The organism is Ruegeria halocynthiae (assembly GCF_900106805.1).
Taxonomy (GTDB): domain Bacteria; phylum Pseudomonadota; class Alphaproteobacteria; order Rhodobacterales; family Rhodobacteraceae; genus Ruegeria; species Ruegeria halocynthiae.
The window spans coordinates 1,625,780-1,651,879 of the sequence record NZ_FNNP01000001.1 but is presented as its reverse complement, the minus strand read 5'-3'; the positions used below and the strand labels follow the sequence as shown (position 1 = coordinate 1,651,879).

Genomic DNA, 26,100 nt, shown 5'->3' with positions numbered 1-26,100 from the left:
CCTGATCAGTCGGCGAAGAAGAACTCGTCGGGACGGTGAATGCCGAAATGCGCGCCAGGTTCCCACGCCCACATTGCCTGTTCGGGCACGTTGCGCAGGCGGTTCGACACGACGATGGGTTGCGGTGCGCCGTTTAAGATGCCGATGGCAAAAAGTTGGTCGGCGTGGATTTTCAGCATCTCGGACCAGATTGCGCTGCGTTTTTCATCAGTGGTGGCGGCCTCCCAATCCTGCGCAAGTGTCATGAGCTGTTCGGCCTCGGGCATGTCTGGTGGCTCACCTGATCCTCCTGCGGTCTGATAATACTGGCCCCATTTGGGCCAGGCCAGAAAGACCTGATCGGTGGGTGCTAGATAGGCGGGCGAGGTATGCATCTGCGGGATGCCGTCATCCCAGCCGAACCAGACCGAGGCCATCGTATTACCTGAAAACACCCGGTTGCGCAGGATGTCACGATCCAGCGGGCGCATCACAAGATCGACACCGATATCGCGCCAGGTATCCGTAACGATCTGCAGCGCGTTTTCAACCTCTTGCCGCTCGCCGGCGGTTTCGATGATCAGCTCCATCGGGCGTCCGTCAGGCAAGAGTCGAATGCCGTTTTTGTCACGTTCGATCAACCCGGCCTCATCTAACAGAGCATTCGCCATTTCGACATCATACTGTGCCCAGGCTTTCGCATTTGCTTCGTCGTAGAAAGGCGATGCGGGCAGAACCGACATGGCTCCGGGATGAGCAAGCTTGAAATAGAGCGCCTGATTGATTGTTTTGCGATCAATCGCCAGCGACAGCGCCCGGCGTACCCGAACGTCGCGCAGGGTTTCGCGCCAGACAGCATCAGTGAAATTCAGATTGGGATAGATCGCGATCTGCGAGGCAACGCCGGTTTTCCACAAAAGCGTTTTGTACCCGCCCTCAGCCTCACCCTTTTTCAGGATCGAGGCGTCGCGGAAAGCCAATCCCCGGCCTTGCAGGTCGGCCTCACCTGCGTTTGCCTTGGCCGCAACCAGCCCTGGCGCGACGATTTCCATCTCAACCACATCGATATAGGGCAGTTGCACCCCGTTTGAATCCACCCGGTGGTAGTAAGGATTACGGACGAAATTATGCCGGATTTTCTTGCCCGAGCTTGCATTGAGCCAAGGCTGCAACGTAGGCAATTCGTGATTGTCGTATTTGTAGAGATTGTCGAGCTTGTTGTGCAGCGCTGCCCAGCTTTTGACCCGGGCATCTTCAACCTGAAATGCCAGATCTTCCGCGTCGGCGAACTTCTCGTGGTATTTCTTGAGAAACTCAGAAGGGCGATAGATGAAGGGTGGACGCGCCTGCGCAAGTGATTGCAGAAAATCCGGGTTCGGGCCGTCCCACTCGAACACAACTGTAGCTTCATCGGGGAAGGTCACGGTGGGCGGATTGCCATCAACCAGCAAAAAATCAGGCGGTCCCGAGGGGCTGAGAAACTCGTTATTGGCCACGTCTTCCCACCAATAGCGGAAATCTTCAGACGTGAATGGCGTACCGTCGGACCACTTGTGGCCGGGGCGCAGGTTCAGCGTGAATTTGTGATTGTCTTCGCTTTCGACCGAGGCCAGCAGATCGGGAACGATGTTGTATTCGTGATCGAACCCGACAAGCCTTGCATAGCCATAGACTACCATCTGCCGTATGTCTTTGGACCGGGTAACCATCGTGCGTAGCGTCCCGCCGGGGGCACCGAATTCACGCCCCTTTGCAGCCAGATCAACGATCAGTGGGTCCTGAGGTATGCGTTCGGCAACCGGTGGCAGGTTACCACTGTCGACTTCGGTCTTCCAGAAAGTGCCTTCCTGAAGATTTGCGGGAATTTCTGCCGTGGCGGGCAGCATCCCTGTGACAGCCAGAAAGGCCGCCAGAAACGAACGATGAGTGGTCTTAAACATGGCAACGTACCTTATGGCCGGGCTCCAACTCTACCAACGAGGGTATCACGGTGTCGGAAAATCGAAAGGCGTCATCCCAACTGTCTGGTGAACCCGCACCCAAAGCAACCAGTTTCAAGTCAATCGGTCGATTGATATCAGGTTCAGGCTGAGCAGCGATCAATGCCTTGGTGTAGGGATGGCGTGGATTGTAAAACAGGGTTTCGGGCGGGGCTTGTTCGACCACCAGACCCCGGCGCATCACGGCCACTTCGTCGGCAATGCGCGCCACGACGGCCAGATCATGCGAGATGAACAAGTAAGACAGGTTCAGGCTGTCCTGCAGATTTTCGAGCAGCGTCAGAATCTGCTCTTGCACCGACACATCCAGCGCCGAGGTCGGTTCGTCACACACGATCAAGGCAGGGTCCAGCATCATCGCGCGGGCAATCGACAGGCGCTGTCGCTGGCCGCCCGAAAATGCATGGGGATAGCGTTTGAGCATATCTGAGTTCAGCCCGACCCGCTGCAACATCTCGGCGGCCTTGTCTCGCTGTTCGGCCGAGTTTCCGATGCGATGAATTTCGAGCGGCTCGGTCATCGCATCCTGAATGCGCATTCGCGGGCTGAGAGAACTGTAGGGGTCCTGAAACACCATCTGCGCCTTGCGCTGGAACGCTGTACGTTCGGCCCGTGTCATACTATGAACCGTTATGGGATCAGCGTCTTGGGTGGTGCGGAACAACACTTCACCACCGGGATCGGGTAATTCAGCACCCAATGCGATTCGCGCCGCTGTGGTTTTGCCCGACCCGCTTTCCCCAACAATCGCGAGCGTCTTGCCGCGCGCAAGTTTCATATCGACCCCGCGACAGGCATGGATCAGTTTGTTGGCACTCCAACCTTTGCTGGAGCGCATCGTGTAGGTCTTCGAGACCCCGGTCATTTGCAGGATCAGGTCTTCGTCGGGCATCGGCAGGCCCACCGCTTCCTGATCGGGAATCTCAGGGGCTGCATCGAACAGTTGCTGCGTGTAAGGGTGCGCAGGATTGTTGAGAATAGGTTCGGCGGGACCGGCCTCCATCACGCGGCCTTTGTGCATGACAACGACCTGCTCGGCCATGTTCGCAACCACACCCAGATCATGGGTGACCAGAATCAACGCCATGCCGGTCTCGCGCTGCAACTCTTTGATCAGGCCCAGAACCTGCGCCTGTGTCGTCACATCAAGCGCCGTTGTTGGTTCATCTGCGATCAACAGTTCCGGCTTTGACACCATTGCCATGGCGATCATTGCCCGCTGACGCATTCCGCCGGACATTTCGAACGGATAGCTGTCATAGGCGCGGGCCGGATCGGGAAAGCCCACCCGTTCGAACTGGCCAAGAACTTCTTTGCGGGCCTCAGACTCAGAAGCCCCGCGGTGGAGCCACAGAACTTCGCTGACTTGGTTTCCAATTTTGTGCAGCGGCGAAAGCGATCGCATCGGTTCCTGAAAAATCATCGAAATCCGGTTGCCACGAATGCCGCGCATCTGGCGTTCGCTGAGCTCGGTCAGATTGGCAGTACCTTTGGAATCGTTCAGAGTGATCGTGCCGCTGCGAATCTGTGCGGTGCGTGGCAGAATACGCAGCGCAGCCCGGCATGAAATCGTTTTGCCAGATCCGGATTCACCAACCAATGCAAGTGTTTGCCCCGGCTCGACATCGAAGCTGACGCCGCTGACGACGGAAGGGCCCGAGCCGAAACCGATGCTGAGATCCCGAACGGACAACAACGCACTCATGCGGGTTTTCCACCCGGCTGGCCGCTTGGTAACATCGGCTTTGTGAACTCCCTGTCTTTTTTGCACAGTTTCGCGCGGTTAGGGCGGCCTAGTCAAACACCTTCTTCACTTGAATTGTGGCGGTTTCGCGAATCTCAGGCGTTGTGACTACACAAAGTCTTGAGATTTTGTCATCAAAGGCGCAATCGGCACCCCATTCGTGTCGAACGACCAAAAAAATGAGGTTCCCCGTGTCCGAGCATCAAAGCCGTCTGGATCTGTTCATTGACCGTATGGTCTCGCAGCGCGCCTGTCTGGATTATGCGATTGCCCGGACCGCAGGTCAGTCCGGTCCGGTTTTTGAATTGGGGCTGGGCAACGGGCGCACCTATCATCACATGGTTCACCACGTTCAGGATCGCCCGGTTTATGTTTTCGAACGTGCCGTGGCTTCACATCCGGACTCGACCCCGCCCAATGATTTGGTGATATTGGGCGATGTCCGCGAGACATTGCCCGCGTCGGTTGCCCGCTTTGGCGCGTCGGCTAGCCTGGTTCACGCCGATCTGGGTGGCCACAACCGGGAAAAGAACGACGTGTTCGCCCGTCTTGTCTCTCCCTTGATTGAGCCGCTTCTGGCACCGGGCGGGCTGATGGTTTCCAGTGATCGCATGTATTTCGATACATTGACCGAGTTGTCGTTGCCTGATGGTGCCGTTGAAGGGCGCTGTTTCATCTATCAGCGCTGATCTGCCGTTGGGTCACATTGTGATCCGACTCGCTCTGTCAGGTAAGGGCGGTCTAACTTCTGAGGCGTGAAGTTTCAGGAGGGACTACCCCGATGCTGTTCTACGATTGCTCAACCGCGCCAAGCCCGCGCCGCGCCCGCATGTTCATCGCGGAAAAGGGGCTGGAGATTGAAACCCGTGAAATCTCAATCGCGAAAGGCGAACAACTAAGCGACTCGTTTCGTGGGGTGAGCCCTGCTGCAACGATACCGGTGCTGATCACGGATGAAGGCACCACTCTTACCGAGAATCTCGGCATTGCGGCCTATCTTGAGGCGCGTTTCCCCGAGCCTCCGCTGTTGGGTCGAACCGCTGAAGACAAGGGCGAAGTTCTGATGTGGAACGCCATTGCTGAACAGCAAGGCGGTGCGCCAATTGCGGAAACTCTGCGTAACACCCATCCTTCGTTCAAAGACCGCGCGATTACCGGTCCTGCGAGCTATGCCCAAATCCCGGAACTGGCACAGCGAGGGATTAAGCGGGTAGACGCCTTCTTCGATCTGCTCGAAACCCGACTGAGTGATCGCGAGTTCATCGCTGGAAACACGTTTTCTCTGGCTGATATCACCACTTATGTTTTTGTCGACTTCGCCCGTGTCATCAAGAAACGCATTCCTACAGGAAACACAGCGACACTAGCTTGGTTTGACACCATTCAAGCCCGCCCAAGTGCACAAATCTGACACCGTAAATTGTATGAATCTCGAACTGTACAGAAATGTCTAGACAGAAGTGAACAGTGCATCTAGCGTTCAAGCCGGATCACTCAGCGGAGGGCGGGATGAAATCTCAGTATCGGGTCGTAGTCATCGGTGGCGGCGTTGTGGGCGCCTCGGTTCTGTATCATCTTGCCAAGTTCGGCTGGTCCGATGTGGTCATGCTCGAACGGCGGCGTCTGGCCTCGGGGTCTTCGTGGCACGCAGCGGGAGGCATCCATGCATTGAACGCCGATCCAAACATGGCGTCACTGCAGGCCTATACCATCGATCTGCTGAGCGAGATCGAGAAGGAGTCGGGCCAGAATATCGGTCTGCACATGACCGGAGGTTTGACTTTGGCGGGCACACCCGAACGGTGGGAATGGCTGCAGTCCAATTACCGCATTTTTCAATCCATCGGCATTGATGACTGCGAGTTGCTGACCCCGGAAGAGGCTCAGAGACGTTGCCCAATCATGTCGACCGATGGCGTTCTAGGGGCTATGTGGGCTGATCGAGAAGGCTATATCGACACCACTGGCACAGTGCAGGCCTATGCAACCGCTGCAAAGAAGCGGGGCGCCGAGTATTACGAAGAAACCAAGGTCGAAGAGCTGACCCAGACCGGTGAAGGCTGGCAGGTGGTGACCGACAAGGGCACAATCACATGTGAGCATGTGGTCAATGCGGCGGGGCTATGGGCCAAGCAGGTGGGACGCATGGCAGGCGTGGAACTGCCAGTTTCACCATTGAAGCACCATTATCTAATCACCGATACCGTTCCGGAAGTGGCTGATGCTGATTTTGAGATGCCGATGACCGTGGATCTCGAAGGTTTCACCTATATGCGGCAGGACCAAAAGGGTGTGCTGGTCGGTATCTATGAGGTCGACCACGAACATTGGGCCATGGACGGAGCGCCTTGGAATTACGGCGAGGAGCTGTTTCAGGAACAGCTCGATCGGATTGAGAATGAGGTGACGCTGGGTTTTGGACGCTATCCTTCGATCCAGAACGTCGGGATCAAGACTTGGGTGAACGGCGCGTTTACCTTCTCACCTGATGGTAACCCTTTGGTCGGACCGGTGCCCGGTAAGCGTGGATACTGGTCTGCCTGTGCGGTTATGGCGGGTTTTCTGCAGGGCGGCGGCGTCGGCAAGACACTGGCCGAATGGATGATCCATGGTGAACCCGAGGCCGACGCGTGGCCTATGGACGTCGCACGTTATGGCGATTTCGCGCAGAACAAGCGGTACATCCGCGAGACAACAGGCCAGTTCTATTCCCGTCGTTTCGTGATGACCTATCCAAACGAACAACTACCCGCAGGTCGTCCGCTGAAAATTGCCCCGGCGCATGACGCGATGACAGAAGCGGGCTGCAAATGGGGTGTGAGTTGGGACCTTGAGGTACCGCTCTATTTCGCGCCGAAAGGATTCGAGGAAACGCCGACGCTGAAGCGTTCGAATGCGCATGACATCGTGGCCGAAGAATGCAGGACAATCCGCGAGGGCGTAGGCCTGCTGGATATTTCGGGCTTTTCGCGTTTTGAAGTCTGCGGACCAAATGCCGAGGCTTGGCTGGACAAGGTGATGGCCTCAAAACTACCTGCGCCAGGGCGTGCCAGGCTGGCTCCGATGTTGGGGGAGAACGGGCGACTAAAGGGCGATCTGACAGTCTTGAACTGGGGTGATGGCACTTGGTGGATCATGGGTAGCTACTACCTGCGCGCGTGGCACATGCGCTGGTTCGATGATCACATGATGGATGGTGTGACCCTACGCGATCTGGGCGAGGAATACTGCGGCTTTGCCGTCGTCGGCCCCAAGTCGCAGGCGGTGATCAAGAAGCTGGCTGAACAGGATATTTCGGGCCTGAATTTCATGGGTTGTGGGGATTTCGACATTGGCCTGGTTCGCGCTCGTGTGGCGCGTATGTCGGTGACTGGTGAAAGGGGCTATGAAATCAACTGCCGTTACGGCGATCACATCAAACTGCGCCGGATGCTTCTGGAGGCCGGAATAGATGAAGGTATCCGAGAATGTGGATTCAACGCGATGCTGTCGACGCGGCTTGAGAAAAGTTTTGGTATCTGGTCGGCAGAATTCACGCAGCTCTACACACCCGGTATGACGGGCATGGATAGGTGGATTGACTGGGACAAGGATTTTGTTGGTAAAGAGGCCGCAGTTGCCGAACGTGATGGGAATGGTCCTGCTCAGGTACAGGTGACACTGGAAATCGACGCGCTGGATGCGGATGCCAGCGGGTATGAACCCATTTGGGTCGGCAAAGAGCGTGTAGGCTTTGTTACCTCAGGTGGTTACGGTCACTATACCGGCAAGTCGCTGGCAATGGCTCTGGTCGATCGCCCCAAATCTGTGCCGGGGACCGAAGTGCGCGTGCATATCGTGGGCGTCGAACGCGTGGCCCGGATCATTGCCCCGTCACCTTACGACCCACAGGGCAAAGCGATGCGAGGCTGATCATGACAACACGGGACCGAGGAGGCCGACGGCGGGGCCGCAATCCGGACGCTTCACTGCAACCCAGTCGCGAGGTGAATTACCGCCAGTTGCGAAATCCGTTTCCCATGATGGAGGTTTTTCCGACCGACCAGATCGCGGATATGCACGAAACCGCGTTGCGTACGCTGGAAGATCTTGGGGTCAAGGTTCTGCTGCCTGAAGCGCGCCGTATCTTCGCCGAAGGCGGCGCACGGGTGGATGAGGGCAGCGAAATGGTCTTTATCGGGCGTGATATCGTCGATGCGGCGATTGCGTCAGCTCCGAAATCCATTGCTTGCCGCGCCGGGGCGCGGCGGCGGGATTTTACGCTGGAACTTGGCAGCCTGGTGTTTCAGCCCGGGGCAGGGGCGCCAAACGCCACCGATCTGGAACGCGGGCGCCGCCCGGCGACCGGACAGGACTATCTCGAGTTCCTGAAGCTGACCCATCATTTCGATGTGTTTCAGATGATCTCGCCCCAGGTCGAGCCACAGGATGTGCCGACCAACCTGCGCCACTATTTCACGACCAAGGCGCAGATGGAACTGACGGACAAATTCCCGTTTTTCTTCTCGCGCGGTACGCCGCAGGTGATGGACTGTTTCGAGATGCTCTCGACCACACGGGGGCTATCTGACGAGGAGTTCCGCGCCAACGCGCATTGCTATACCATCATCAACACCAACAGCCCGCGCACGCTGGATATCCCGATGGCGCAGGGTCTGATCGATTTTGCCCGTCACGGGCAGATGTCGATCATCACACCCTTCACACTGATGGGGGCGATGGCACCGATTACCGTGGCCGGAGCAATCACCCTGTCTCATGCCGAGGTACTGGCGGCTTTGACACTGACGCAGCTGACCAATCCTGGTGCACCTGTCTGCTATGGAACGTTCACCAGCAATGTTGACATGAAGTCAGGCGCGCCCGCCTTTGGAACGCCCTCACATTTTCAGGCTTCGCTGGCAGCCGGACAACTGGCGCGCCACCTTGGCCTGCCTTGGCGGTCAGCGGCGGGATCGGCCTCGAATATAAACGACGTACAGGCCGCAAATGAAAACCAGTTTGGCCTGTGGGGCTGTTTAATGGCCGGGGCGACCGTGATCATCCATTCGGCGGGTTGGCTCGAGGGGGGCTTAACCGTGTCATTTGAGAAAATGATCTGTGACGCCGAAGTGCTGAACATGGTGGCCGAACTCTGTGCCGGAGCACAGGCGGGCGCAGCTGAAATCGGGTTTGACACCGCCCTTCGCGAGGTCGAACCAAGCGGTCATTTCTTCGCCACCAGTCAAACGATGGAGCGTTACAGTACCGCGTTCTATGAACCACATGTGCATGACTACGCCAACTTCGGAACCTGGGCCGAGCGCGGTTCCGTAGATGCCAATCACCGCGCCACGGGGGTGTGGAAAGACATCCTGGCGAATTTCGAAGCTCCGCCTCAGGATGCGAACCGGATTGGCGCATTGCAGGATTTCATCGCGCGCCGTACGGAAGAAGGCGGCGCTCCTCCGGAGAGTTGAATGAACACAAAACCCATCCTTCACAGGGACGATCCCGAAGCTGAACCATTGGTCGGCAACATCAAGGTCACACGCGATGATTGGCTGAACGTGGCCATGGACGTGTTGATCTCGGACGGGGTTGAACAGGTCAAAGTGATGAATCTTGCCGAGAGGATGGCTGTTTCCCGGTCATCGTTCTACTGGTACTTCAAGTCCCGGCAGGAGCTGCTGGACGCCTTGCTGGCGCGATGGCAGGCGACCAATACTGTGGCATTGATCGCGCAGTCCGAATTGCCTGCCGGGACAATCACAGCGGCTGTTTGCAATGTTCAGCGCTGCGTCGTGAACACGGAACTTTTTGACACGGCACTGGATTTCGCTGTCCGGGACTGGGCGCGACGGTCAGGGAAAGTGCGGAGGATGCTGGATCAGTCCGATGCACGACGGCTGGCTGCGTTGCGCGAGATGTTCATCCGTTTCGATTATGATGAGACCGAGGCCGAGACGCGTGCCCGCGTGCTGTATTACATGCAGATCGGCTATGATTTGGCGCAGTTGAACGAACCGATGGCGATCCGCTTGTCGATGGTTCCACACTATCTTTATGTATTTACGGGGGTCGAGCCACGACCCGAAGAAATCACCGAATTCAGCGCCTATGCGAAACGCTTCTGGGAGGGGGCAGGACATGAGCCCGCCTGATGCATCATTATCAAAACCGGAGTGATAGGGGCTGCCATCGCCTTTGAGCCGCCCCATATCGGGCGACAAATCGACACCCTATTTTACGCGCGCAAGCGCCCGGTCAATACGGACAGCAGTTTCTCGGTTCTCGGTTAGGAGGTCAGCGTGCGCGCTTGTTCAAAGCTTGCGGCGCGTACCGGACCGAAACCACGTATCTGGTTCGCAGTTGCGAGCGCGTCCAACCACTGAGCTTCGGACCGGACAGATGGGGAGGTGAGGTACGCCTCCAACAGCGCTTCGTACCATGTCAGGATATCACAGTGCAGCCGCGCCTCGGCGTGGTAACCGAACGGGTTCAGGAGTTTGCCGCGCAACCACTTCGCCCGTGCAAGACAGCGCAGCAGGGGGCGCATCCAGGGGCCGAACGCGTGTTTGACTGGACGTCCTCGCCCATCCTTGCGCCAGTTGAACAGCGGCGGGGCGAAATGGTATCGGATCTTGAAATCCCCTTCGAAGGTTTGCGCCAACTCGTCTGCGAAGCTGTCGGCGATGTGCAGCCTTGCGACCTCATATTCATCTTTGTAGGCCATGAAGCGGTACAGGTTGCGGGCTATGGTTCGAATGACGGCATCGTCGCCATCAGAATGAGCTGATCGGATCGCCGCAATTCGGCAGGTGTAGCGATCGGCATAGGCGTCGTTTTGATAGCTGCGCAGGAATGCAGCGCGGCGGGTGATCATCTGATCCAGCGTTTCTTCGGTTGTTTGGGGGTCGCTGTAGCCGCTTACGCGAGAGGGGTCGGCGGCCAGAGCGCGACCAATGGCCAGTGCCAGCCGGTTTTTGCTGGCAGCAATCCCGTTAAGCAGGATCGCCTGCCCCAGCGCGCTGAGCGATACCGGCACCAGCCCCTTCTGCCACGCATAACCCAGCAGGATGACGTTGGCGAATACTGTATCCCCCAATAGGGTTTCGGACGCGGCATTTGCATTAAAGCCAGACAGATTTTCTGCACCGACCACTTCCCGGATGGCCTGTTCACGGGCTGGCACTTTCAGCTGTGCATCGCGTCGCAGCACCAAATCACCGGTCGGCATTTCAGCGAGGTTCAGGACCATTTGCGTTCCGTTCCGGTAATGGGCCGAGGCCTTGGGTGCAGAACTGACAACGACATCGCAGCCGATCACTGCGTCGGCCGCGCTTTGGTCGATGCGGACCTGATTCAATGCCTCTGGCTCTGATCCAAGCCTGATATAGCTGAGAACCGTGCCAAATTTCTGCGCAAACCCGGTGAAATCCAGAACTGACGCGCCCTTGCCCTCAATATGCGCGGCCATGGTGATCAGAGCGCCGACGGTGACGACTCCGGTACCGCCGACACCTGTTACGAGAAGATCGAATGGCGTATCAAGCGAGGGTAGCCGAGGGACCGGTAGACCCGATTCAAGCGTAGCCACATCAAGATCGGCGACACGTTTCCTACGGGTTGCGCCATCAATGGTGACGAAGCTGGGGCAAAACCCGTCCAGACAGGAGAAATCCTTGTTGCAAGAGCTGAGGTTGATCTTGCGTTTACGGCCCAGCGGCGTGTTACGGGGTTCGATGCTCAGGCAATTCGATGCGACCGAGCAATCGCCGCACCCTTCGCACACCAGATCGTTTATCCAGACAAAGCGATCCGGGTCCTGCAGCGTGCCACGCTTGCGGCGGCGACGCTTTTCGGTGGCGCAGGTCTGTTCGTAGATCAAAATCGTGACACCGGGAATGTCGCGTAAATCGCGTTGCAGAATGTCCATCTCGGCGCGGTCGTGAAACGTGGTGCCAGCCGGGAAATCAGTGCGGCTGAATTTGGTGATGTCATCCGAGACCAGCGCGATCCGCTCAACTCCCTCGGCGCGGCAGGTTTGCGCGATACCCGCGACACTGACGGGGCCGTCCACCGGCTGCCCGCCGGTCATCGCGACCGCATCATTGTAGAGGATTTTGTAGGTGATGTTCGTCCCCGCTGCGACCGCCTGACGAATCGCGAGAGAGCCCGAGTGATACCACGTTCCTTCCCCCAGATTTTGGAAGATATGCTTGCCACCATTAAACTGCGAGGCCACGACATGCGGCACGCCCTCGCCACCCATCTGCGCATAACCCACTGTTTCGCGATCCATCCACGAAGCCATGACATGGCAGCCGATCCCGCTTGCAGCCGTCGACCCCTCGGGCACTTTGGTCGAGGTGTTGTGCGGACAGCCCGAACAGAAATACGGCGTCCGCGTCGCGTCGGGCACGTTGATCACCGGCACAGGAGTTTCGGTCAGAGCGCGCGCACGAGCGGGCAGGTGTTCTTCGGGGAAGAACGTATCCAGACGTGCAGCCACGATGGGGACTAGCATCAGCGGGCTGAGTTCACCGGTCCACGGGATCAACGGCTCGCCATGGCTGTCATATTTTCCGACCATCTTGTGTGGCTTGTCGCCGGGCCAGTCATAGAAGTACTCCTTGAACTGGCTTTCGATGATGCCGCGCTTTTCCTCGACCACCAGCACCTCGGCTTTGCCCTTAACAAAGCGCAAAGCGTTGCGGCGGGCCAGCGGCCAGACCATGCCGACCTTGTAAATGTCTATACCCAGACGGCGGCAGGCGGCTTCGTCCAATCCCAGTAGACGCAGCGCCTCCATCAGATCAAGATGACCCTTGCCGGTGGTCACGAAACCGAATTTTGCGTTGTCGATGTCATAGATGCGCCGGTCGATTGGGTTATTCTCGGCAAAGGTTCGCACTGCACGCAGTTTGTACTGGATGCGGCTTTCGATCTCGGGCGAGGGCAGGTCAGCGGTCCGTACATGAAGACCGCGTTCGGGCAGATCGATTTCGGGCAGGGTAAAGCTGCGGTCGGGATGCAGCTCGACCGAGCGTGCACTTTCAACGGTTTCCGAAATCGCCTTGAACCCGACCCAAGTGCCCGAGAACCGGGATAATGCGAACCCGTATTCGCCGAATTCCAGATACTCTTCGACCGAAGCCGGGTTCAATGTCGGCATGAACCACGCCATGAAAGCCACATCCGACTGGTGCGGCATCGAGGAACTGACACAGCCATGGTCATCACCGGCCACCACCAGCACCCCGCCCTTGGGCGCAGAGCCATAGGCGTTGCCGTGTTTCAGCGCGTCCCCCGACCGGTCGACGCCGGGGCCCTTGCCATACCACATTGAAAAGATGCCTTCGACCTCGCAATGCGGGTCCAGTGTTGCTTGTTGTGCGCCCAGAACTGCAGTCGCGCCAAGATCTTCATTCACCGCAGGCATGAACGTGATGCGGTCACTCTTCAGCCTTTCCTTGGCACGCCAAAGCTCTTGGTCCAACCCGCCCAGAGGCGATCCCCGATAGCCCGAGACAAAGCCTGCCGTGTTCAGCCCCGCCTGCCGGTCGCGTCGGGCCTGATCCATCAAGACTCGCGCAAGCGCCTGTGTGCCGGTCAAAAAGACTCGCCCCCGGGTTGAGTCATACCGGTCTTCAAGCTGATAGGTGCGGGGGACGGGATCGTGATGGCTCATTATGAAGGTTCCATGGGTATCTGCCTTTGGTGTTCGGTGATTTTAACCTATGGATGCTGGATAACCATGCCAGAGTGTGTCAGCTTTCGACAAAATAAGAAAACCTCATTCGGAAAAATCAGAAAAATCGGATAAATGTGCCAACATGATTAATCTTGATGACAGAGATCGCCGCATTCTGATGCTGCTGCAGAATGACAGCCGGATGTCAAATGCCGAACTGGCAGAGGCGGTCGGGATGTCGGCCTCGGCACTCTGGCGCAGGGTGCGTGCACTGGAAGATGCGGGGGTGATAGAACGCTACGGTGCGTTGGTGCATCCACCTGCGATGGGTTTGACGTTCGAAGCGATCGTGCATGTTCACCTGACGCGTCATGACCCGGACAAGATTGTTGATTTCATCCGGGCTGTGGAAATAAGCCCCGAGGTTCAGGAATGTTATGCCACCACTGGGCAGGCGGATTATCATCTGCGCGTCCTGTGCCGGGATCTTGCGGCCTACAATACTTTTCTGGAAGATTTTCTGTTTCGCCTGCCAGCAGTCGCCAGCGCCCAAACGAACGTGGTGCTGCGCACGATCAAGCGGAACCGGCCGGTTGTCCCCTAGGATTCAGGCCGCAAACGTCACCCAAGCCCAGGCCATACCGATATAGGTCAAGTTGTGAAGCAATTGGTCGAGGCCGGCAGCCCGCCAAAAGGCAGCCTGATTGGGATGCAGCTGTTTGCGATCAGAGTAACTGGCTTTGGCAAAATCGATATGGAAATGTACGATCCACTCCAAAGCGGCAATGATCAGGATGAATTCAATCGGCGCCCGAAACAGCGCAAAAATGATGACCGAACCCACAACATGCACAGCTGCATGTTGCGCGCGTCCCACGTGGAAATACGTGCCACGCCCTGAAAGCATCTTGGGCGTCTGCAAATAATAGTCGGCGAACATGTGTTTGACCTGAAGCAGGCAGAGCAACAGAAACACCGCGCCAAAGCTGGCAGGCAAATGAATCCTCCCGATATCGTCCTGAATCAGGAGATTAGGGGGTAATGGTGTGGGGCGCAAATGAACTTGTTCACACAACGCGAAATAGGCGCATATCGGAAATTCATTTGCGTCTTAGGACACGATTGCGGTAAATTCGGGCCGTTGTATTCACATCAAAATCAGTGATTTGAGTAACGGATCAAAAGCAGGGGCGGGTTCTATAGAACGAACGATTTTTCGGTTCATTTGGAAATACTCGAAACGCGAACAGCTGATCTTGCTGGCCGTGACCACGACGCTGTTTCCATTGCTCTATCTGACGCTGGAATTGCCCAAACGCATTATCAATGACGCGATTGGTGCCACTAGTCAGATTGTTGATGTTTGGGGCTACAGCCTGTCGCAGACCTCATTCCTGATGATCCTGTGCTTTGCTTTCCTGGCGGCGGTTCTTGCGCACGGGTTGATGAAGATGCGGATCAACACCATGAAAGGTGTGCTGAGTGAGCGGATGCTGCGCCGCTTGCGTTATCAGTTGATCAACCGCGCATTGCGATTTCCGCAGCCCTATTTCGAGAGGGTGAGCCAAGGCGAGATGGTGTCGATGATCACCGCCGAAAGCGAGCCGATGGGCGGGTTGATGGGGGATGCGATCAGTCAGCCTGTATTGCAGGCCGGGCAGATGATCACCATCCTGTCGTTCCTGTTTCTGCAAAGCGTCTGGTTCGGCCTGGCGGCTGTTGCGTTGATCCCTCTGCAGGCCTGGCTGATCCCTCGGTTGCAGCGTCAAATCAATCTGTTGAACAAGCAGCGCATTCAGGAAGTGCGCGTGTTGGCCGCCCAGATTGGCGAGAATGCTGCGGGGGCTTCAACCCTGCGGGCCAATGGCGGCTGGCGGTATCGTCGGGCGATGATCTCGGACCAGTTAGGACGGCTATTTGGCATCCGGTTCGAAATCTACCAGAAAAAGTTCTTTATGAAGTTTATCAACAACTTCATCTCACAACTTACGCCTTTCATGTTTTACATGATTGGCGGTCTTCTGGTGCTGCAGGGTTCGGTCTCGTTGGGGGCGCTGGTGGCGGCGCTGGCGGCGTATAAGGACCTGAGCTCGCCTTGGAAGGAACTGCTGACCTATTACAACCAAACGCAGGACATGTCGCTGCGATGGGACGTGGTGGTCGAACGTTTCGCCCCGGACGGCATGATTGATGAAAACCTGTTTGACGGCGAACTGGTTGAGCTTCCGCAGCTTAACGGAGATATAGTGCTGAATCAGGTTTCAGTTCGCGATATCGACGGCAATCAGGTGTTGGACGATCTGAACCTGACCTTCCCAGCGGGCAAGACAATCGGTATTTCGGCCACCAGCGAAGAGGACCGCCACGCGCTGACCGAATTGTTGACCCGCGAGATCCTGCCGACCTCGGGTCGGATCGAAATCGGCGGTATTAATCTGGCGGGCCTGCATCAGAGCGTTGTTGCCGCGCGTATTGGTCTGGCAACATCACGCCCGGTCATGTTTCAGGGAACGCTGGGCGAGAACGTGATGATGCCGATGCGGTCTCGTCCCTCCATCAAGTCGACCGACGATCCTGGGTTCCTCGAAACGCAGCGGGCAGGCAACAGTGTTGATCCCTATCACGTTGATTGGCTGGACCCGGAATTAGCCGGTTTCAACGATACCGCGCTGTTGCGTGACTGGTGGCTGCAACTGATCGACGGTATGGGATCAGGTGCGGCGCTGTTTCAGCGCGGTGCCGAGCAGGTGCTTGATCCCAATGAACACCCGGAACTGGCCGCAAAGCTGATCAAATTACGGCCTTTGGTGCAAAATGCGGTACGTGAGGCTGGTCTGGGTGATCAGGCGCTGGTGTTTGACCGGTCCAGATACAACCCGGCGCTACCGGTCGCCGAGAACCTGCTGTTCGCAACCCCCTGCGTGCCGGTCACTCAGCAGCTCATGGCACAGCAGACCGTGTTTCTCGGTCAGCTGCGAGAGCTGGAACTGGATGAAACCCTGATCAGTCTGACCCGCGATGTGATTGAAATGCTGCGCCAGATCTTTGGGCTGGATGGCACCGATCACCCGCTGTTTCGCAAACTGGGGCTTGAAGCCAAAATCTACGAGGCCGCAGTCGAGCTTGTCGAGCAAACGCGCAAGGAAGGCGCGCGGGCACTGGATGACGAGCAATTGGCGAGTTTGCTGTCGGTGCCGTTCGTGATCTCGGCAGAGCAGATCGGACCCGCCTTTTCGGATGAGTTGAAGAATCGTATTCTCGAACTGCGCCACAGCCACTCGGACAGGTTGCTTGAGCCGCTGCATGACGTTTTTGTGCCGCTGGATGAGGGGGCCTTTGCGCCCGGTCTAACCGTGATGGAGAACGCGCTGTTCGGCAAGGTCAGCCAGATCGGGGGTGCCCGTACCGATGAGGCCCGCAAGCTGATTGTCGACGTGCTGGCTGAAAACGGTGCCCGTCCCATGGTGGTTGAATTGATCTACGACGTGCCGGTCTCACTGGGCGGTCAGAACTTGCCTGCGGTGTTTGCCGAGCCTCTGGCCTTTACTCGCGCGACGATTAAAAAGCCCGATATTCTGATCCTGGAAACTGCGCTTGCCAGCTATGATATGGAGACACAGGTCGCGGTTTATAAAAATCTGCGTGAGCTGTTGCCCGAAACTACAGTAATCTACCTGAATGATGCTTTTGAGAATCCGGATGTCTTCGACATGTATGTCGAAATCCGTCAGGGCCGGGTGGTGACGGGGGAAGGTCCCACCGATGTTGAAGGCGACGGTGCGGCGTCGGCCGATCTGGTGCGCAAGCTGCGCGCGTTGGAGCAGACGCCATTGTTTTCGGGTCTGGATCGCCGACAGCTCCGCCTGCTGGCCTTTGGTGCGCGTTGGTTCGAGGCCAAACCGGGTCAGGTGGTGTTTCTCAAAGATGATCAACCGACCGATGGCGCTTATGTCATCCTCGAGGGCGAAGCAGGTCTGTACCTGCCGCGTTCGGGTGAGACTGATCAGTTGATTACTACAGTTGGTGCCGGTGCGCTGGTGGGGGAGTTGGGTCTGATCCGCAAAGAGCCTCGGGCGCTGAGCATGGTAGCTGAAACGGACTTGTCTTGCCTGCGCATCGGTGAAGAAGAATTCCTGGCCGTTGTCGAGAACGACGCGGCCACAGCCTTCAAACTGCTTCAGGTGATTGCGGGATATGTCTCAAGCTGACCGGCTTTCCTTTCGGGTCGGGAGAGCGGGGCATAAGGTTCTGTGTCGCCTTCGTGCGCCTGTCAATTCGGGTATGTGGCCATCGGTACTGTGAATTCCCTGAGCTCTGCAGAGTGTTATCCTTTAGTTGCGGGCGCACCGCCCTGAAATGCATTTCCGTTTGCATAATCACAAGGCGCTTCCTGCATTTGCAGGTGCAGATCGCGACCCTTGTAGGGATGGGCGCGTGCAAGGTTTTCATCAACCGTGATGCCAAGGCCGGGTTCGGTCGGAGGTGTGACGAAACCGTTTTCAACACGGATGCTTCCCTTGATCAACTGGTCATGGAACGGGGTCTCGATACTTTCGAGAAGCAGCAGGTTCGGGATTGAAGTTGCCAGGTGGATGTTGGCGGCCCACTCGATCGGGCCTGCATAAAGATGGGGCGCCATCTGCGCGTTGAATACTTCGGCCATGGCCGCGATCTTCTTCATCTCCCATATGCCACCCGCACGGCCAAGCGCGGGTTGTAGAATCTCGGCCGCTCCGGCGCGCAAGACCGCGCCAAATTCCGCTTTGGTCGTCAATCGTTCGCCCGTTGCAACCGGGATACGGACATTGCGCGCGACTCGAGCCATATCTTCGACCATATCGGGGGGCGTGGGTTCTTCGAACCAAAGCGGGGAGTAGGGCTCCAACGCTTGCCCAAGACGAATGGCACCGGCTGTGTTGAACTGGCCGTGCGTGCCGAACAGCATGTCAGCTTTGTCGCTGACGGCCTCACGAATGGCCTTGCAGAACGCCACTGACAACGAAATGTCAGACATCGCGGGCATGTGCCCGCCGCGAATTGTATAGGGTCCAGCCGGGTCAAACTTAACCGCCGTGTAGCCGCGCCGCACCATTTCAGCCGCGCAATCTGCGGCCAGCTCCGGAGAGGTCCAGAAATCCGTCAAGTTATGCCGGGGCAGGGGGTAAAGATAAGTATAGGCTCGGATGCGGTCATTCATCCGTCCGCCCAACAACGCATAAACCGGGCGGTCGCGGTCTTTGCCGAGGATATCCCAACAGGCGATTTCGAGCCCCGAAAAAGCCCCCATGACCGTCAGGTCTGGTCGCTGTGTAAACCCGCTGGAATAGACCCGGCGGAACATCAACTCGATGTTCTCGGGGGTCTCGCCCAGCATGTGGCGTTCGAATACATCGCGGATGACGTGTTTCATAGCGTCGGGGCCGATGGATGAGGCATAGCATTCCCCCCAACCGGTCACGCCCGTATCGGTGGTGAGTTTTACCAATATCCAATAACGCCCGCCCCAGCCCGGCGCCGGAGGGGCAGTAACGATGATATCGAGGTCTTGCAGTTTCATCGGGCGTTCCTTTCCACGGGCTTAGTCGTGATTGAACAGGATTACATTGCGTTTCGCGGCACCGGTCTTGGTGTCTTCGATGGCCTCATTGATCTGCGACAGCGCCCAACGGCCCGAGATCAGCTCATCCAGTTTCAGCCGCCCTTGCTCATAGAGGTCGATCATCCACGGGATGTCGCGCTGGATAACCACATCTCCCATTTTTGAACCGATCAGGCCCTGGCCCAGTGCGGCCAGCACGACGGGTTCATAGCTGGACATATCACCGGAATGCGGCATTCCGATCATGATGGCTTTGCCGCCGCTGCCCAGATAGCGAGGCGCCTGATCATAGGCCCGAATTGCTCCCACAGTGATCAGAACCGCATCCGCACCGCGCCCGCCGAGCGCTTTGTATGCCGCTTTCCACGGCTGCTTCAGACTGGCAAGAACGCCATGTGTTGCGCCGAACTCCATTGCGATGTCCAGTTTGTCTTCGGTCATGTCGACAGCGACGATGCGGCGGGCTCCGGCGATGCGCGCGCCCTGAATGGCGTTCAACCCTACCCCCCCGGCACCGATCACAACGACATCCTGCCCGGGGCGCAGTTCGGCCGCGTTGACCGCGGCGCCAACGCCGGTAATCACGCCGCAGGACAGCAGGCTGGCAAGGTCTTTGGGCAGCGTTTCGGGAATGCGGACGATCTGTCGGTGGCTGACCACGACCTTCTCGGCGAAGGCGCCGCATGCCATGGCTTGTTCAAGTGGCCCGCCATCAACGGTCCGCAGCGGACCGTTGATCGTGTCATAGGGTGTCTCGCAAACGGTTGGCTTGCCTCCGGCACAGGACGGGCAGGACCCGCAGGCGCGGATCAACGTGACTACAACGTGATCGCCGATCCTGAAATCTCCGGCACCGTCACCGACCGCCGAAATTATCCCGGCCGCTTCGTGGCCGTATACGGCGGGCAAATGGCCGCCCCAGGCACCGCTTGCGAACGATATGTCTGAATGGCAGATCGCCACTGCGTCCAGCGTGACCTCGACCTCGCCCATTCCGGGCGGTGCTATCAGGATATCTTCGATGACCAGAGGTTCGCCGAATGCCCGGCACACGGCTGCTTTGATAGATTGCATGTCTTTTCCCGCTCTCAGTTGAGGTCACGGTGGCCCGTCGCAGCCCGGCCTGCAAGGCGGAATCCGCCAGATATGTGTCGTTGTTATGCCAATGCGGGTCGGAGGCGCAGAAAATGCAATGGCCTGAGCATCATATGAACCGACGCCCGCAAAAACGGTGCACCGGACGGATAGACCAGTGCGCTCTGGCCGGCAAAACGCGCCAGACTCTGGTCATGAGCGGTGGCGCATTGACCGTGCGACAGCGCATTGAGCGATGTGGGGGCGCCCCGCAGTTTTCTCCGCAGTCCACCATCAACAGACTCGGTACGAAACCCTTACTGAAGCTTAGCTTTCTGCGGCCTGTTTACATCCGCTGCGAGATTTGGTGCATCAATCCGGCCAGATGCTCAGGGTGTGAGAAAAACGGCGAATGAGAACTGTCGATGGTCAGGCTCATTTCGGGGGCCGCACAGCGGGCCATCTCGGCCTGATATTCGGTTGGAACGGTGCGGTCGTCGGTTGTTCTAATGTACCCTTTCGGAATGCGCGCAAAGTTCTCGCCGGTATCCAGAGGCGTGTTTTGTGGCGCGATGGCCTGCGGACAGAGGCGGCCGAGCGCATAGTTCACCACATCGCGTGGACAATCGTGATAGAACAGGTCGTGCACCCGTTCAGGCAAAACACTGTACGACAATCCATCGGCAGATTTCTCGACCGCATCACCGATCAGCTGGCGTGGTGCACGTTTGCGCATCTCAACCATCGAAAGTCCTGATTGCGGAACATAGGCACTGATGTAGATAAGGCCCCGCATTGCGTCTGGGGTGGTCTCGGCGGCGGCGCTGACGGGGTACCCGCCCCATGAGTGCCCGACAATGATTGTTTGCGGGGTCGAGGCTTTCAGAACCACATCCCTGCAGGACGCGAGCGTGACATCCCGAACAAGTGTCGGGTCTGAACCGTGGCTGGGCAGATCAATGGCGCGGGCTGTGTGTCCGAATGTAGTTAGTTCCGGGATCATGTCACGCCAGCACCAGGCACCGTGGCATGACCCGTGAACAAGCAAGAAATCCGCCAACATATTGCTCCTTCAAATATGTCCGGTTTCGGTCAGGAAACGGCCAAGCTGTTCGGCATAGTCCCCAGGGCGCTCAACGCAGGGCAAATGACCTGCCTTCCGAATCAACGCAAAGCGTGAACCCGGGATCAGATTCACCGTTTCCCGCACCAGATCGGGCGGGGTAGAGCCATCTTCGCTACCTGCAATTCCAAGGGTCGGCAGGCGCAAACCGCTGGTCGGCGTATAAAAATCCGTCCCCGAGATTGCGGCACAGCAGCCGATATAGCCCTCGACCGGTTGACGGGTCATCATGTTACGCCACAGGGCCACCTCGGGATTGGCGCGGAAAGCGCGGGAAAACCACCGGTCCATTGTAGCATCTGCCAACGCCTCTATTCCGCCGGTGCGGACAGCAGCGATGCGGTCCTGCCAGATATTGGCCGTACCGATCTTGGCAGCGGTATTCGACAGCACCAAAGCGCGGATTTGGTCCATGCGTTTCACCGCCAGACCTTGTGCAATCATGCCACCGATGGACAGTCCAACAAAAATGCTGTCTTTGACATTGAGATAATCCAGCAATTGTTCGGCATCACGCACCAAGCTCCCCATCGAGTATGGCCCCGTCGGTCGAGACGACAATCCGTGCCCGCGCTTGTCATATCTTATGACGCGCAAGCCTTTGGGCAGTATCGGAAGAACCGGGTCCCACAGACGCATATCCGTACCCAACGCATTGGCGAACACAATCGGTGCGCCATCTGCTTCGCCGTCAATTCGGTAATGTATCCTCACGTCTTTGAGGTCAGCAATGTGCATGTGTACGGTTCCCGTCTCCCCAGGGCGCAAGTCTGAGACTGCATTCGGATTTAGCACTGGTCGCTATCGATTGTCAGGTCAGGAATTCCAACGCCTGTTCGAATACCTGCGGGTCCACGTTGCCGCCCGAGGCTACGACGATCACGGCATCGCCTTTGATCTGGTCCTTACGGAACAGGGCTGCGGCCAACGCGACCGCGCCTCCTGGTTCCAGCACGATCTTGAGGCGCAGAAAGGCCAGTGCCATGGCGTGCAGGGCGTCCTGTTCCGAAACCGACAGGCCAGGACCACAGAGACGCTGCAGGATCGGAAAGGTAATCTGCCCGGGTCGTGGCGTCAGGATGGCATCGCAGATGTTCCCGGATGAGGCATCGTTGCCTTGGACGTCGCCGGTTGCCAGCGATCGTTTCACATCGTCAAACCCCTCGGGCTCGCAAGGGCGGGCGCGCAGACCGGGTGCGTGACGGTCCAGTGCCAGAGCGATGCCGGATGTCAGCCCACCGCCGCCGCAGCAGACCAGAACATCGCCTTCGGTCACACCCAATTCCCGCGCTTGACGGGCCAGCTCCAACCCTGTCGTGCCCTGGCCTGCGATCACTTGCGGCTCGTCATAGGGCCGGATCAATGTCAAACCACGCTGGGCAGCTAGCGCCTCGCCGATATCTTCACGGCTTTCGCTGGAACGATCATACAGAACAACCTCGCCTCCTAAAGCGCGGGTGTTCTCGATCTTCAGTTTAGGCGCGTCTGATGGCATGACGATGACCGAAGATATTCCATGTTGCGCCGCTGCATAGGCTACTCCCTGTGCATGATTGCCCGAGGAATAGGCGATCACGCCCCGGCACCGCGCCGCGTCATCCAGTGCTGAAATGGCCGACCAAGCGCCGCGAAATTTGAAGCTGCCGGTATGTTGCAGGCACTCCGGCTTTATCAGCACCCGGCGACCCGCGAATTCATCCAGGAAGGGCGATGATAAAAGTGGTGTCGCGCGCGCGTGACCTTTCAGTCGTTCGGCTGCTGCTTCGATCAATTCAATGCTGCTCATGTGGCGTCCAGTATCTTGCGGATCAGATCAATGGATTGCGGTTCGTTCAGGAAAGGGACGTGACCCCGGTTCGGCACTTCGGTTGAAACAAGCTCGGCGTGGCGGGAGTGCATGTTCCGTAGGGTGGCTGCACTCAACAGATCAGAGTTTGCGCCTCGGATAACGCCCGTTGGTATATCGCGCAGCGCATCAAACAGAGGCCACAGGTCCGGCGTCGGCATGACAGCAGCCTGTTCGATCAATGCCTGCCGCAATGCCGGGTCATAGCGCAGGTCCAGCCCGGTATCGGTCTGGATGTACTGGTTCTCGACTTGCTGTCTCCATATATCCAACGAGACGCCTGGAAACTGCGGCTCCATCATGGCGCTCATGACTTGTGCTGCTTCATCGTATGTTTGAAAGACAGGGCTGATACCAACATAATCCATGATCTTGGCGATACCGCCGGGCTCGATCACGGGTCCGACGTCGTTCAGAACAACCCCGGCTTGACGCTCAGGATGGCTCATGGCCAGCGCCATCGCAATCAGCCCTCCGCGCGACGTGCCCAACAGGGTCACTTTCTCCAAGCCCAGATGGTTCAGCAGCTCGATCGCATCCTGCCCCTCGCGCAGAATATTGTAGTTCATATATTCCGCATCGAAGTCGGATTTCCCACGCCCGCGATAATCCATCGTGATCATGCGAAGATCGGTCATATGAGGGACAAGATATGAAAAATCTCGGCTATTGCGGGTCAACCCGGCAAGACAAAGCAGAGGGTGGCCCGTGCCTGAATCCTCATAGAACAGACGTTTGCCGTCAGAGGTCGTAAAATAGGCCATCAAAGTCCTGCCAGTTGCGGGATCGTGGTGAGATCAGACAGGACATGCGCGGGTTTCCATGGCAGTCGATCCATCGGTTCGCCTGCGCGATTCACCCAGGCGGTCACAAAACCGTAACCGCTGGCCCCGGCTGCGTCCCAACCATTTGAACTGACGAACAATACCTCATCGCGTGCGCAGCCGAACCGGCTTGGCACCAGATCATAAACGTGGACATGGGGCTTGAAGACCCCAACGCTTTCGACGGACAGTACACCATCAAGCACATCTCCGATCCCGGCCGACTGCACCGCCCCGTTCAGCATCGGAGGTGAGCCGTTGGACAGGATGGCTGTCCGCATTCCGCCCGAATTCAGCGTTTTTAGCATCTCGGGGACTTCGGGGTAGGCTTGCAACTCCCAATAGAGATCAAGAAGGCGTTGTCGCAGTGCGGGATGTCCTTGCAGACCAGAGGCTTCGAGCGCCCAATCTAGCCCGTCCTGGGTGACATCCCAAAAGTCGCAATGCGCATCAGCCACAGCCCGCAGCCAGGTGTATTGTAGCTGCTTCAGTCGCCAGTGACCCGCCAGTTCCGGCCACGTGTTGGCCAACGCTTCGAATCCCGGTTCCGCTGCGGCTTGTCTGGCTGCAGCTGCCACATCGAATAGAGTGCCGTAAGCGTCGAATACACATGTGGTGATAGCCATCCGATCCTCCCCTGATCGGGCGCAGGTAAACACAACCACCCAGAGTGTTAAAGAGGGCAGGGTTTACAATGTCGTGGCAGACTCTAGGGTGCGCGGTTCATTCCTTTTCAGATCAGAGGCCAAGATGACCGCAATCAAAGAAGGCGACACGGTTCGCATCCACTACACCGGAACTCTGCTGGACGGCAAAGTCTTTGATAGTTCCGAGGGACGCGACCCGCTTGAGTTTGCGGTCGGATCGGGGCAGATCATACCTGGGCTGGATGCGGCGCTGCCGGGCATGGAAATTGGCGAGAAAAAGCGTGTCGAGATCGAATGCACCGATGCCTATGGGCCGATCAATCCGGGTATGCGTCAGGAAATCCCGCGTGAGGGAATTCCAGACGACATCCCACTGGAACCCGGCACACAATTGCAGATGCAGACACCTGATGGTCAGGCCCTACCGGTGACTGTTGTCGAAGTAAATGAGGCGACGGTGACCCTGGACGCCAATCATCCGCTGGCTGGCCAGGACCTGATCTTTGATATCGAGATTGTGGCGATCAACTGACCCGGTTTGGGTCAAAGACCTGGTATCTGTGACAACAAGGGTTCGACCGCCTCGCGCACGGGCGGTTGAGTCAGGAACACAAAGGCAATCAGCAGCGAAGTGAGGAGCAGCATCAAAAGACGTGCACGTCCACTCACTGATTTGCGTTTGAAAACTGGCGAACGCGCGTTGCTCGCAAGGATCTGTTCAAGTTTGCTCATGTAGCCATCCCTGCAGGGTAAAGATGGTCAAATCTTGGCGCCCGCGGGGAAAGATATGGTCACATTGCCTCGGGCTGAGGCATACCCAGAATATGATACCCGCCATCGACGCGGATGATCTCGCCCGAGGTATAGCTTCCGGCGTCAGAAGCCAGATAAACGGCCGTACCGCCAACAGCTTCCAATGTCGCATTCGAACGCATCGGCGCATTCTGGTCGCAGAACTTGTAGGTCTTGCGTGCACCGCCGATGGCGGCTCCGGCCAGCGTTTTCATCGGGCCGGGTGAGATGGCGTTCACGCGGATGCCCTCGGGACCCAGATCATTGGCCAGATAGCGGGTCGCCGATTCCAGCGCCGCTTTGGCCACGCCCATGACATTGTAGTTCGGCACCACCTTGTTCGAGCCCTGATAGGTCAGAGTCAGCAATGTGCCCCCACTGTCCTTCATCAGCGGATAGGCGCGCCGAGCGACTTCGATGAACGAATAAGCCGAGACGTCCAGCGAATGTTTGAAATTTGCCCGCGTGGTGTTCAGGAACCGCCCCGTCAACTCGGATTTGTCCGAATAGGCGATGGCATGAACCACAAAATCGATGGTTGGCCAGCGTGCAGCCAACTCGTCGAACGCGCGATCCAATGAGGCGTCATCGGTGACGTCCGCATCCACCATGAAATCGCTGCCGAGGCTCTGCGCCAGTGGCTCAAGCCGTTTGCCGAAAGCCTCGCCCTGATAGGTGAATGCCAGCTCCGCGCCCGCCTCATGCATGGCTTTGGCGATGCCCCACGCGATCGAACGGTCATTTGCCACGCCCATGATCAGGCCGCGTTTACCCTTTAGAATATCCGACATCTTGT

21 protein-coding genes are annotated in these 26,100 nt (G+C 57.7%); 8 read left to right on the top strand and 13 right to left on the bottom strand.

Annotation, left to right across the window (positions count from 1 at the left end):
- Positions 1-5 precede the first annotated feature (5 nt).
- Positions 6-1,919, bottom strand: a complete 1,914-nt coding sequence (locus tag BLU89_RS08295) for an ABC transporter substrate-binding protein (RefSeq protein WP_074735975.1) — start codon at positions 1,917-1,919, stop codon at positions 6-8.
- Positions 1,912-3,684 carry an ABC transporter ATP-binding protein gene (locus BLU89_RS08290; protein WP_074735974.1) on the bottom strand — a complete coding sequence of 591 codons (1,773 nt, stop codon included), beginning with the start codon at positions 3,682-3,684 and terminating at the stop codon, positions 1,912-1,914. Before BLU89_RS08290 ends, BLU89_RS08295 begins: the two co-directional genes overlap by 8 nt.
- Before the next feature lie 218 nt (positions 3,685-3,902).
- Here BLU89_RS08290 and BLU89_RS08285 point away from each other — a divergent pair, with 218 nt between their 5' ends.
- The 5 genes from BLU89_RS08285 (at position 3,903) to BLU89_RS08265 (ending at position 9,866) form a co-directional block, all read left to right on the top strand.
- Positions 3,903-4,412 carry a class I SAM-dependent methyltransferase gene (locus tag BLU89_RS08285; RefSeq protein ID WP_143030524.1) on the top strand — a complete coding sequence of 170 codons (510 nt, stop codon included), beginning with the start codon at positions 3,903-3,905 and terminating at the stop codon, positions 4,410-4,412.
- A gap of 92 nt (positions 4,413-4,504) precedes the next feature.
- Positions 4,505-5,134, top strand: coding sequence for a glutathione S-transferase family protein (locus BLU89_RS08280; protein ID WP_074735970.1), 630 nt, complete (start codon positions 4,505-4,507; stop codon positions 5,132-5,134).
- A gap of 98 nt (positions 5,135-5,232) precedes the next feature.
- On the top strand, positions 5,233-7,635 hold the full coding sequence (locus tag BLU89_RS08275; protein WP_074735968.1) for a GcvT family protein: 2,403 nt from the start codon (positions 5,233-5,235) through the stop codon (positions 7,633-7,635).
- Between the two features lie 2 nt (positions 7,636-7,637).
- A complete protein-coding gene (locus BLU89_RS08270) occupies positions 7,638-9,182 on the top strand; it encodes a trimethylamine methyltransferase family protein (RefSeq protein WP_074735967.1) in 1,545 nt (514 codons plus the stop codon).
- A complete protein-coding gene (locus BLU89_RS08265) occupies positions 9,183-9,866 on the top strand; it encodes a TetR/AcrR family transcriptional regulator (protein WP_074735965.1) in 684 nt (227 codons plus the stop codon).
- Between the two features lie 134 nt (positions 9,867-10,000).
- Here the strand turns inward: BLU89_RS08265 and BLU89_RS08260 are convergent, their stop codons facing one another.
- Positions 10,001-13,396: an indolepyruvate ferredoxin oxidoreductase family protein gene (locus BLU89_RS08260; protein ID WP_074735964.1), complete on the bottom strand. Its 3,396-nt coding sequence runs from the start codon at positions 13,394-13,396 to the stop codon at positions 10,001-10,003.
- 145 nt (positions 13,397-13,541) lie between these two features.
- On the opposite strand from BLU89_RS08260, the gene BLU89_RS08255 reads away from it, so the two are divergent.
- Positions 13,542-14,003: an Lrp/AsnC family transcriptional regulator gene (locus tag BLU89_RS08255; protein WP_074735962.1), complete on the top strand. Its 462-nt coding sequence runs from the start codon at positions 13,542-13,544 to the stop codon at positions 14,001-14,003.
- Positions 14,004-14,006: 3 nt separating this feature from the next.
- On the opposite strand, the gene BLU89_RS08250 is transcribed toward BLU89_RS08255, so the two are convergent.
- On the bottom strand, positions 14,007-14,396 hold the full coding sequence (locus tag BLU89_RS08250; RefSeq protein WP_074735961.1) for a DUF3307 domain-containing protein: 390 nt from the start codon (positions 14,394-14,396) through the stop codon (positions 14,007-14,009).
- Between the two features lie 169 nt (positions 14,397-14,565).
- Here BLU89_RS08250 and BLU89_RS08245 point away from each other — a divergent pair, with 169 nt between their 5' ends.
- On the top strand, positions 14,566-17,607 hold the full coding sequence (locus tag BLU89_RS08245) for an ABC transporter transmembrane domain-containing protein (protein ID WP_176797668.1): 3,042 nt from the start codon (positions 14,566-14,568) through the stop codon (positions 17,605-17,607).
- Positions 17,608-17,723: 116 nt separating this feature from the next.
- Here the strand turns inward: BLU89_RS08245 and BLU89_RS08240 are convergent, their stop codons facing one another.
- From BLU89_RS08240 to BLU89_RS08210, 7 genes are all read right to left on the bottom strand, one after another.
- On the bottom strand, positions 17,724-18,956 hold the full coding sequence (locus BLU89_RS08240) for a mandelate racemase/muconate lactonizing enzyme family protein (RefSeq protein ID WP_074735960.1): 1,233 nt from the start codon (positions 18,954-18,956) through the stop codon (positions 17,724-17,726).
- A gap of 21 nt (positions 18,957-18,977) precedes the next feature.
- Positions 18,978-20,072 (bottom strand): Zn-dependent alcohol dehydrogenase, encoded by a 1,095-nt coding sequence (locus tag BLU89_RS08235; RefSeq protein ID WP_074735958.1) that lies wholly within the window; start codon positions 20,070-20,072, stop codon positions 18,978-18,980.
- Between the two features lie 346 nt (positions 20,073-20,418).
- Positions 20,419-21,132 (bottom strand): alpha/beta fold hydrolase, encoded by a 714-nt coding sequence (locus BLU89_RS08230; RefSeq protein WP_074736500.1) that lies wholly within the window; start codon positions 21,130-21,132, stop codon positions 20,419-20,421.
- 12 nt (positions 21,133-21,144) lie between these two features.
- Positions 21,145-21,933: a 3-oxoadipate enol-lactonase gene (pcaD, locus tag BLU89_RS08225; protein ID WP_074735957.1), complete on the bottom strand. Its 789-nt coding sequence runs from the start codon at positions 21,931-21,933 to the stop codon at positions 21,145-21,147.
- 73 nt (positions 21,934-22,006) lie between these two features.
- On the bottom strand, positions 22,007-22,981 hold the full coding sequence (locus BLU89_RS08220) for a threonine ammonia-lyase (RefSeq protein ID WP_074735955.1): 975 nt from the start codon (positions 22,979-22,981) through the stop codon (positions 22,007-22,009).
- Positions 22,978-23,805 (bottom strand): alpha/beta fold hydrolase, encoded by an 828-nt coding sequence (locus BLU89_RS08215; protein ID WP_074735954.1) that lies wholly within the window; start codon positions 23,803-23,805, stop codon positions 22,978-22,980. The genes BLU89_RS08220 and BLU89_RS08215 overlap by 4 nt, the downstream gene beginning before the upstream one ends.
- On the bottom strand, positions 23,805-24,491 hold the full coding sequence (locus BLU89_RS08210) for a haloacid dehalogenase type II (RefSeq protein ID WP_074735952.1): 687 nt from the start codon (positions 24,489-24,491) through the stop codon (positions 23,805-23,807). The genes BLU89_RS08215 and BLU89_RS08210 overlap by 1 nt, the downstream gene beginning before the upstream one ends.
- Before the next feature lie 124 nt (positions 24,492-24,615).
- Between BLU89_RS08210 and BLU89_RS08205 the strand changes: the two genes are divergently transcribed.
- The gene (locus BLU89_RS08205; RefSeq protein ID WP_074736498.1) at positions 24,616-25,044 is read left to right on the top strand and encodes an FKBP-type peptidyl-prolyl cis-trans isomerase; all 429 of its coding nucleotides are present in this window, start codon (positions 24,616-24,618) and stop codon (positions 25,042-25,044) included.
- Positions 25,045-25,055: 11 nt separating this feature from the next.
- Here BLU89_RS08205 and BLU89_RS08200 read toward each other — a convergent pair whose 3' ends face one another.
- Positions 25,056-25,244, bottom strand: a complete 189-nt coding sequence (locus BLU89_RS08200; RefSeq protein WP_074735950.1) for a hypothetical protein — start codon at positions 25,242-25,244, stop codon at positions 25,056-25,058.
- Positions 25,245-25,303: 59 nt separating this feature from the next.
- Positions 25,304-26,095, bottom strand: coding sequence for an enoyl-ACP reductase FabI (locus tag BLU89_RS08195; protein ID WP_074735949.1), 792 nt, complete (start codon positions 26,093-26,095; stop codon positions 25,304-25,306).
- Positions 26,096-26,100: the final 5 nt, after the last annotated feature.

Bases quoted from the DNA above. Each gene is read 5' to 3' on its own strand.
- BLU89_RS08215 (WP_074735954.1), bottom strand. From the start codon at position 23,805: ATGGCCTATTTTACGACCTCTGACGGCAAACGTCTGTTCTATGAGGAT.
- BLU89_RS08240 (WP_074735960.1), bottom strand. From the start codon at position 18,956: ATGAAACTGCAAGACCTCGATATCATCGTTACTGCCCCTCCGGCGCCG.
- BLU89_RS08235 (WP_074735958.1), bottom strand. From the start codon at position 20,072: ATGCAATCTATCAAAGCAGCCGTGTGCCGGGCATTCGGCGAACCTCTG.
- BLU89_RS08210 (WP_074735952.1), bottom strand. From the start codon at position 24,491: ATGGCTATCACCACATGTGTATTCGACGCTTACGGCACTCTATTCGAT.
- BLU89_RS08270 (WP_074735967.1), top strand. From the start codon at position 7,638: ATGACAACACGGGACCGAGGAGGCCGACGGCGGGGCCGCAATCCGGAC.
- BLU89_RS08255 (WP_074735962.1), top strand. From the start codon at position 13,542: ATGATTAATCTTGATGACAGAGATCGCCGCATTCTGATGCTGCTGCAG.
- BLU89_RS08275 (WP_074735968.1), top strand. From the start codon at position 5,233: ATGAAATCTCAGTATCGGGTCGTAGTCATCGGTGGCGGCGTTGTGGGC.
- BLU89_RS08260 (WP_074735964.1), bottom strand. From the start codon at position 13,396: ATGAGCCATCACGATCCCGTCCCCCGCACCTATCAGCTTGAAGACCGG.
- BLU89_RS08285 (WP_143030524.1), top strand. From the start codon at position 3,903: ATGAGGTTCCCCGTGTCCGAGCATCAAAGCCGTCTGGATCTGTTCATT.
- BLU89_RS08295 (WP_074735975.1), bottom strand. From the start codon at position 1,919: ATGTTTAAGACCACTCATCGTTCGTTTCTGGCGGCCTTTCTGGCTGTC.
- BLU89_RS08220 (WP_074735955.1), bottom strand. From the start codon at position 22,981: ATGAGCAGCATTGAATTGATCGAAGCAGCAGCCGAACGACTGAAAGGT.
- BLU89_RS08200 (WP_074735950.1), bottom strand. From the start codon at position 25,244: ATGAGCAAACTTGAACAGATCCTTGCGAGCAACGCGCGTTCGCCAGTT.
- BLU89_RS08290 (WP_074735974.1), bottom strand. From the start codon at position 3,684: ATGAGTGCGTTGTTGTCCGTTCGGGATCTCAGCATCGGTTTCGGCTCG.
- BLU89_RS08280 (WP_074735970.1), top strand. From the start codon at position 4,505: ATGCTGTTCTACGATTGCTCAACCGCGCCAAGCCCGCGCCGCGCCCGC.
- BLU89_RS08205 (WP_074736498.1), top strand. From the start codon at position 24,616: ATGACCGCAATCAAAGAAGGCGACACGGTTCGCATCCACTACACCGGA.
- pcaD (WP_074735957.1), bottom strand. From the start codon at position 21,933: ATGCACATTGCTGACCTCAAAGACGTGAGGATACATTACCGAATTGAC.
- BLU89_RS08195 (WP_074735949.1), bottom strand. From the start codon at position 26,095: ATGTCGGATATTCTAAAGGGTAAACGCGGCCTGATCATGGGCGTGGCA.
- BLU89_RS08265 (WP_074735965.1), top strand. From the start codon at position 9,183: ATGAACACAAAACCCATCCTTCACAGGGACGATCCCGAAGCTGAACCA.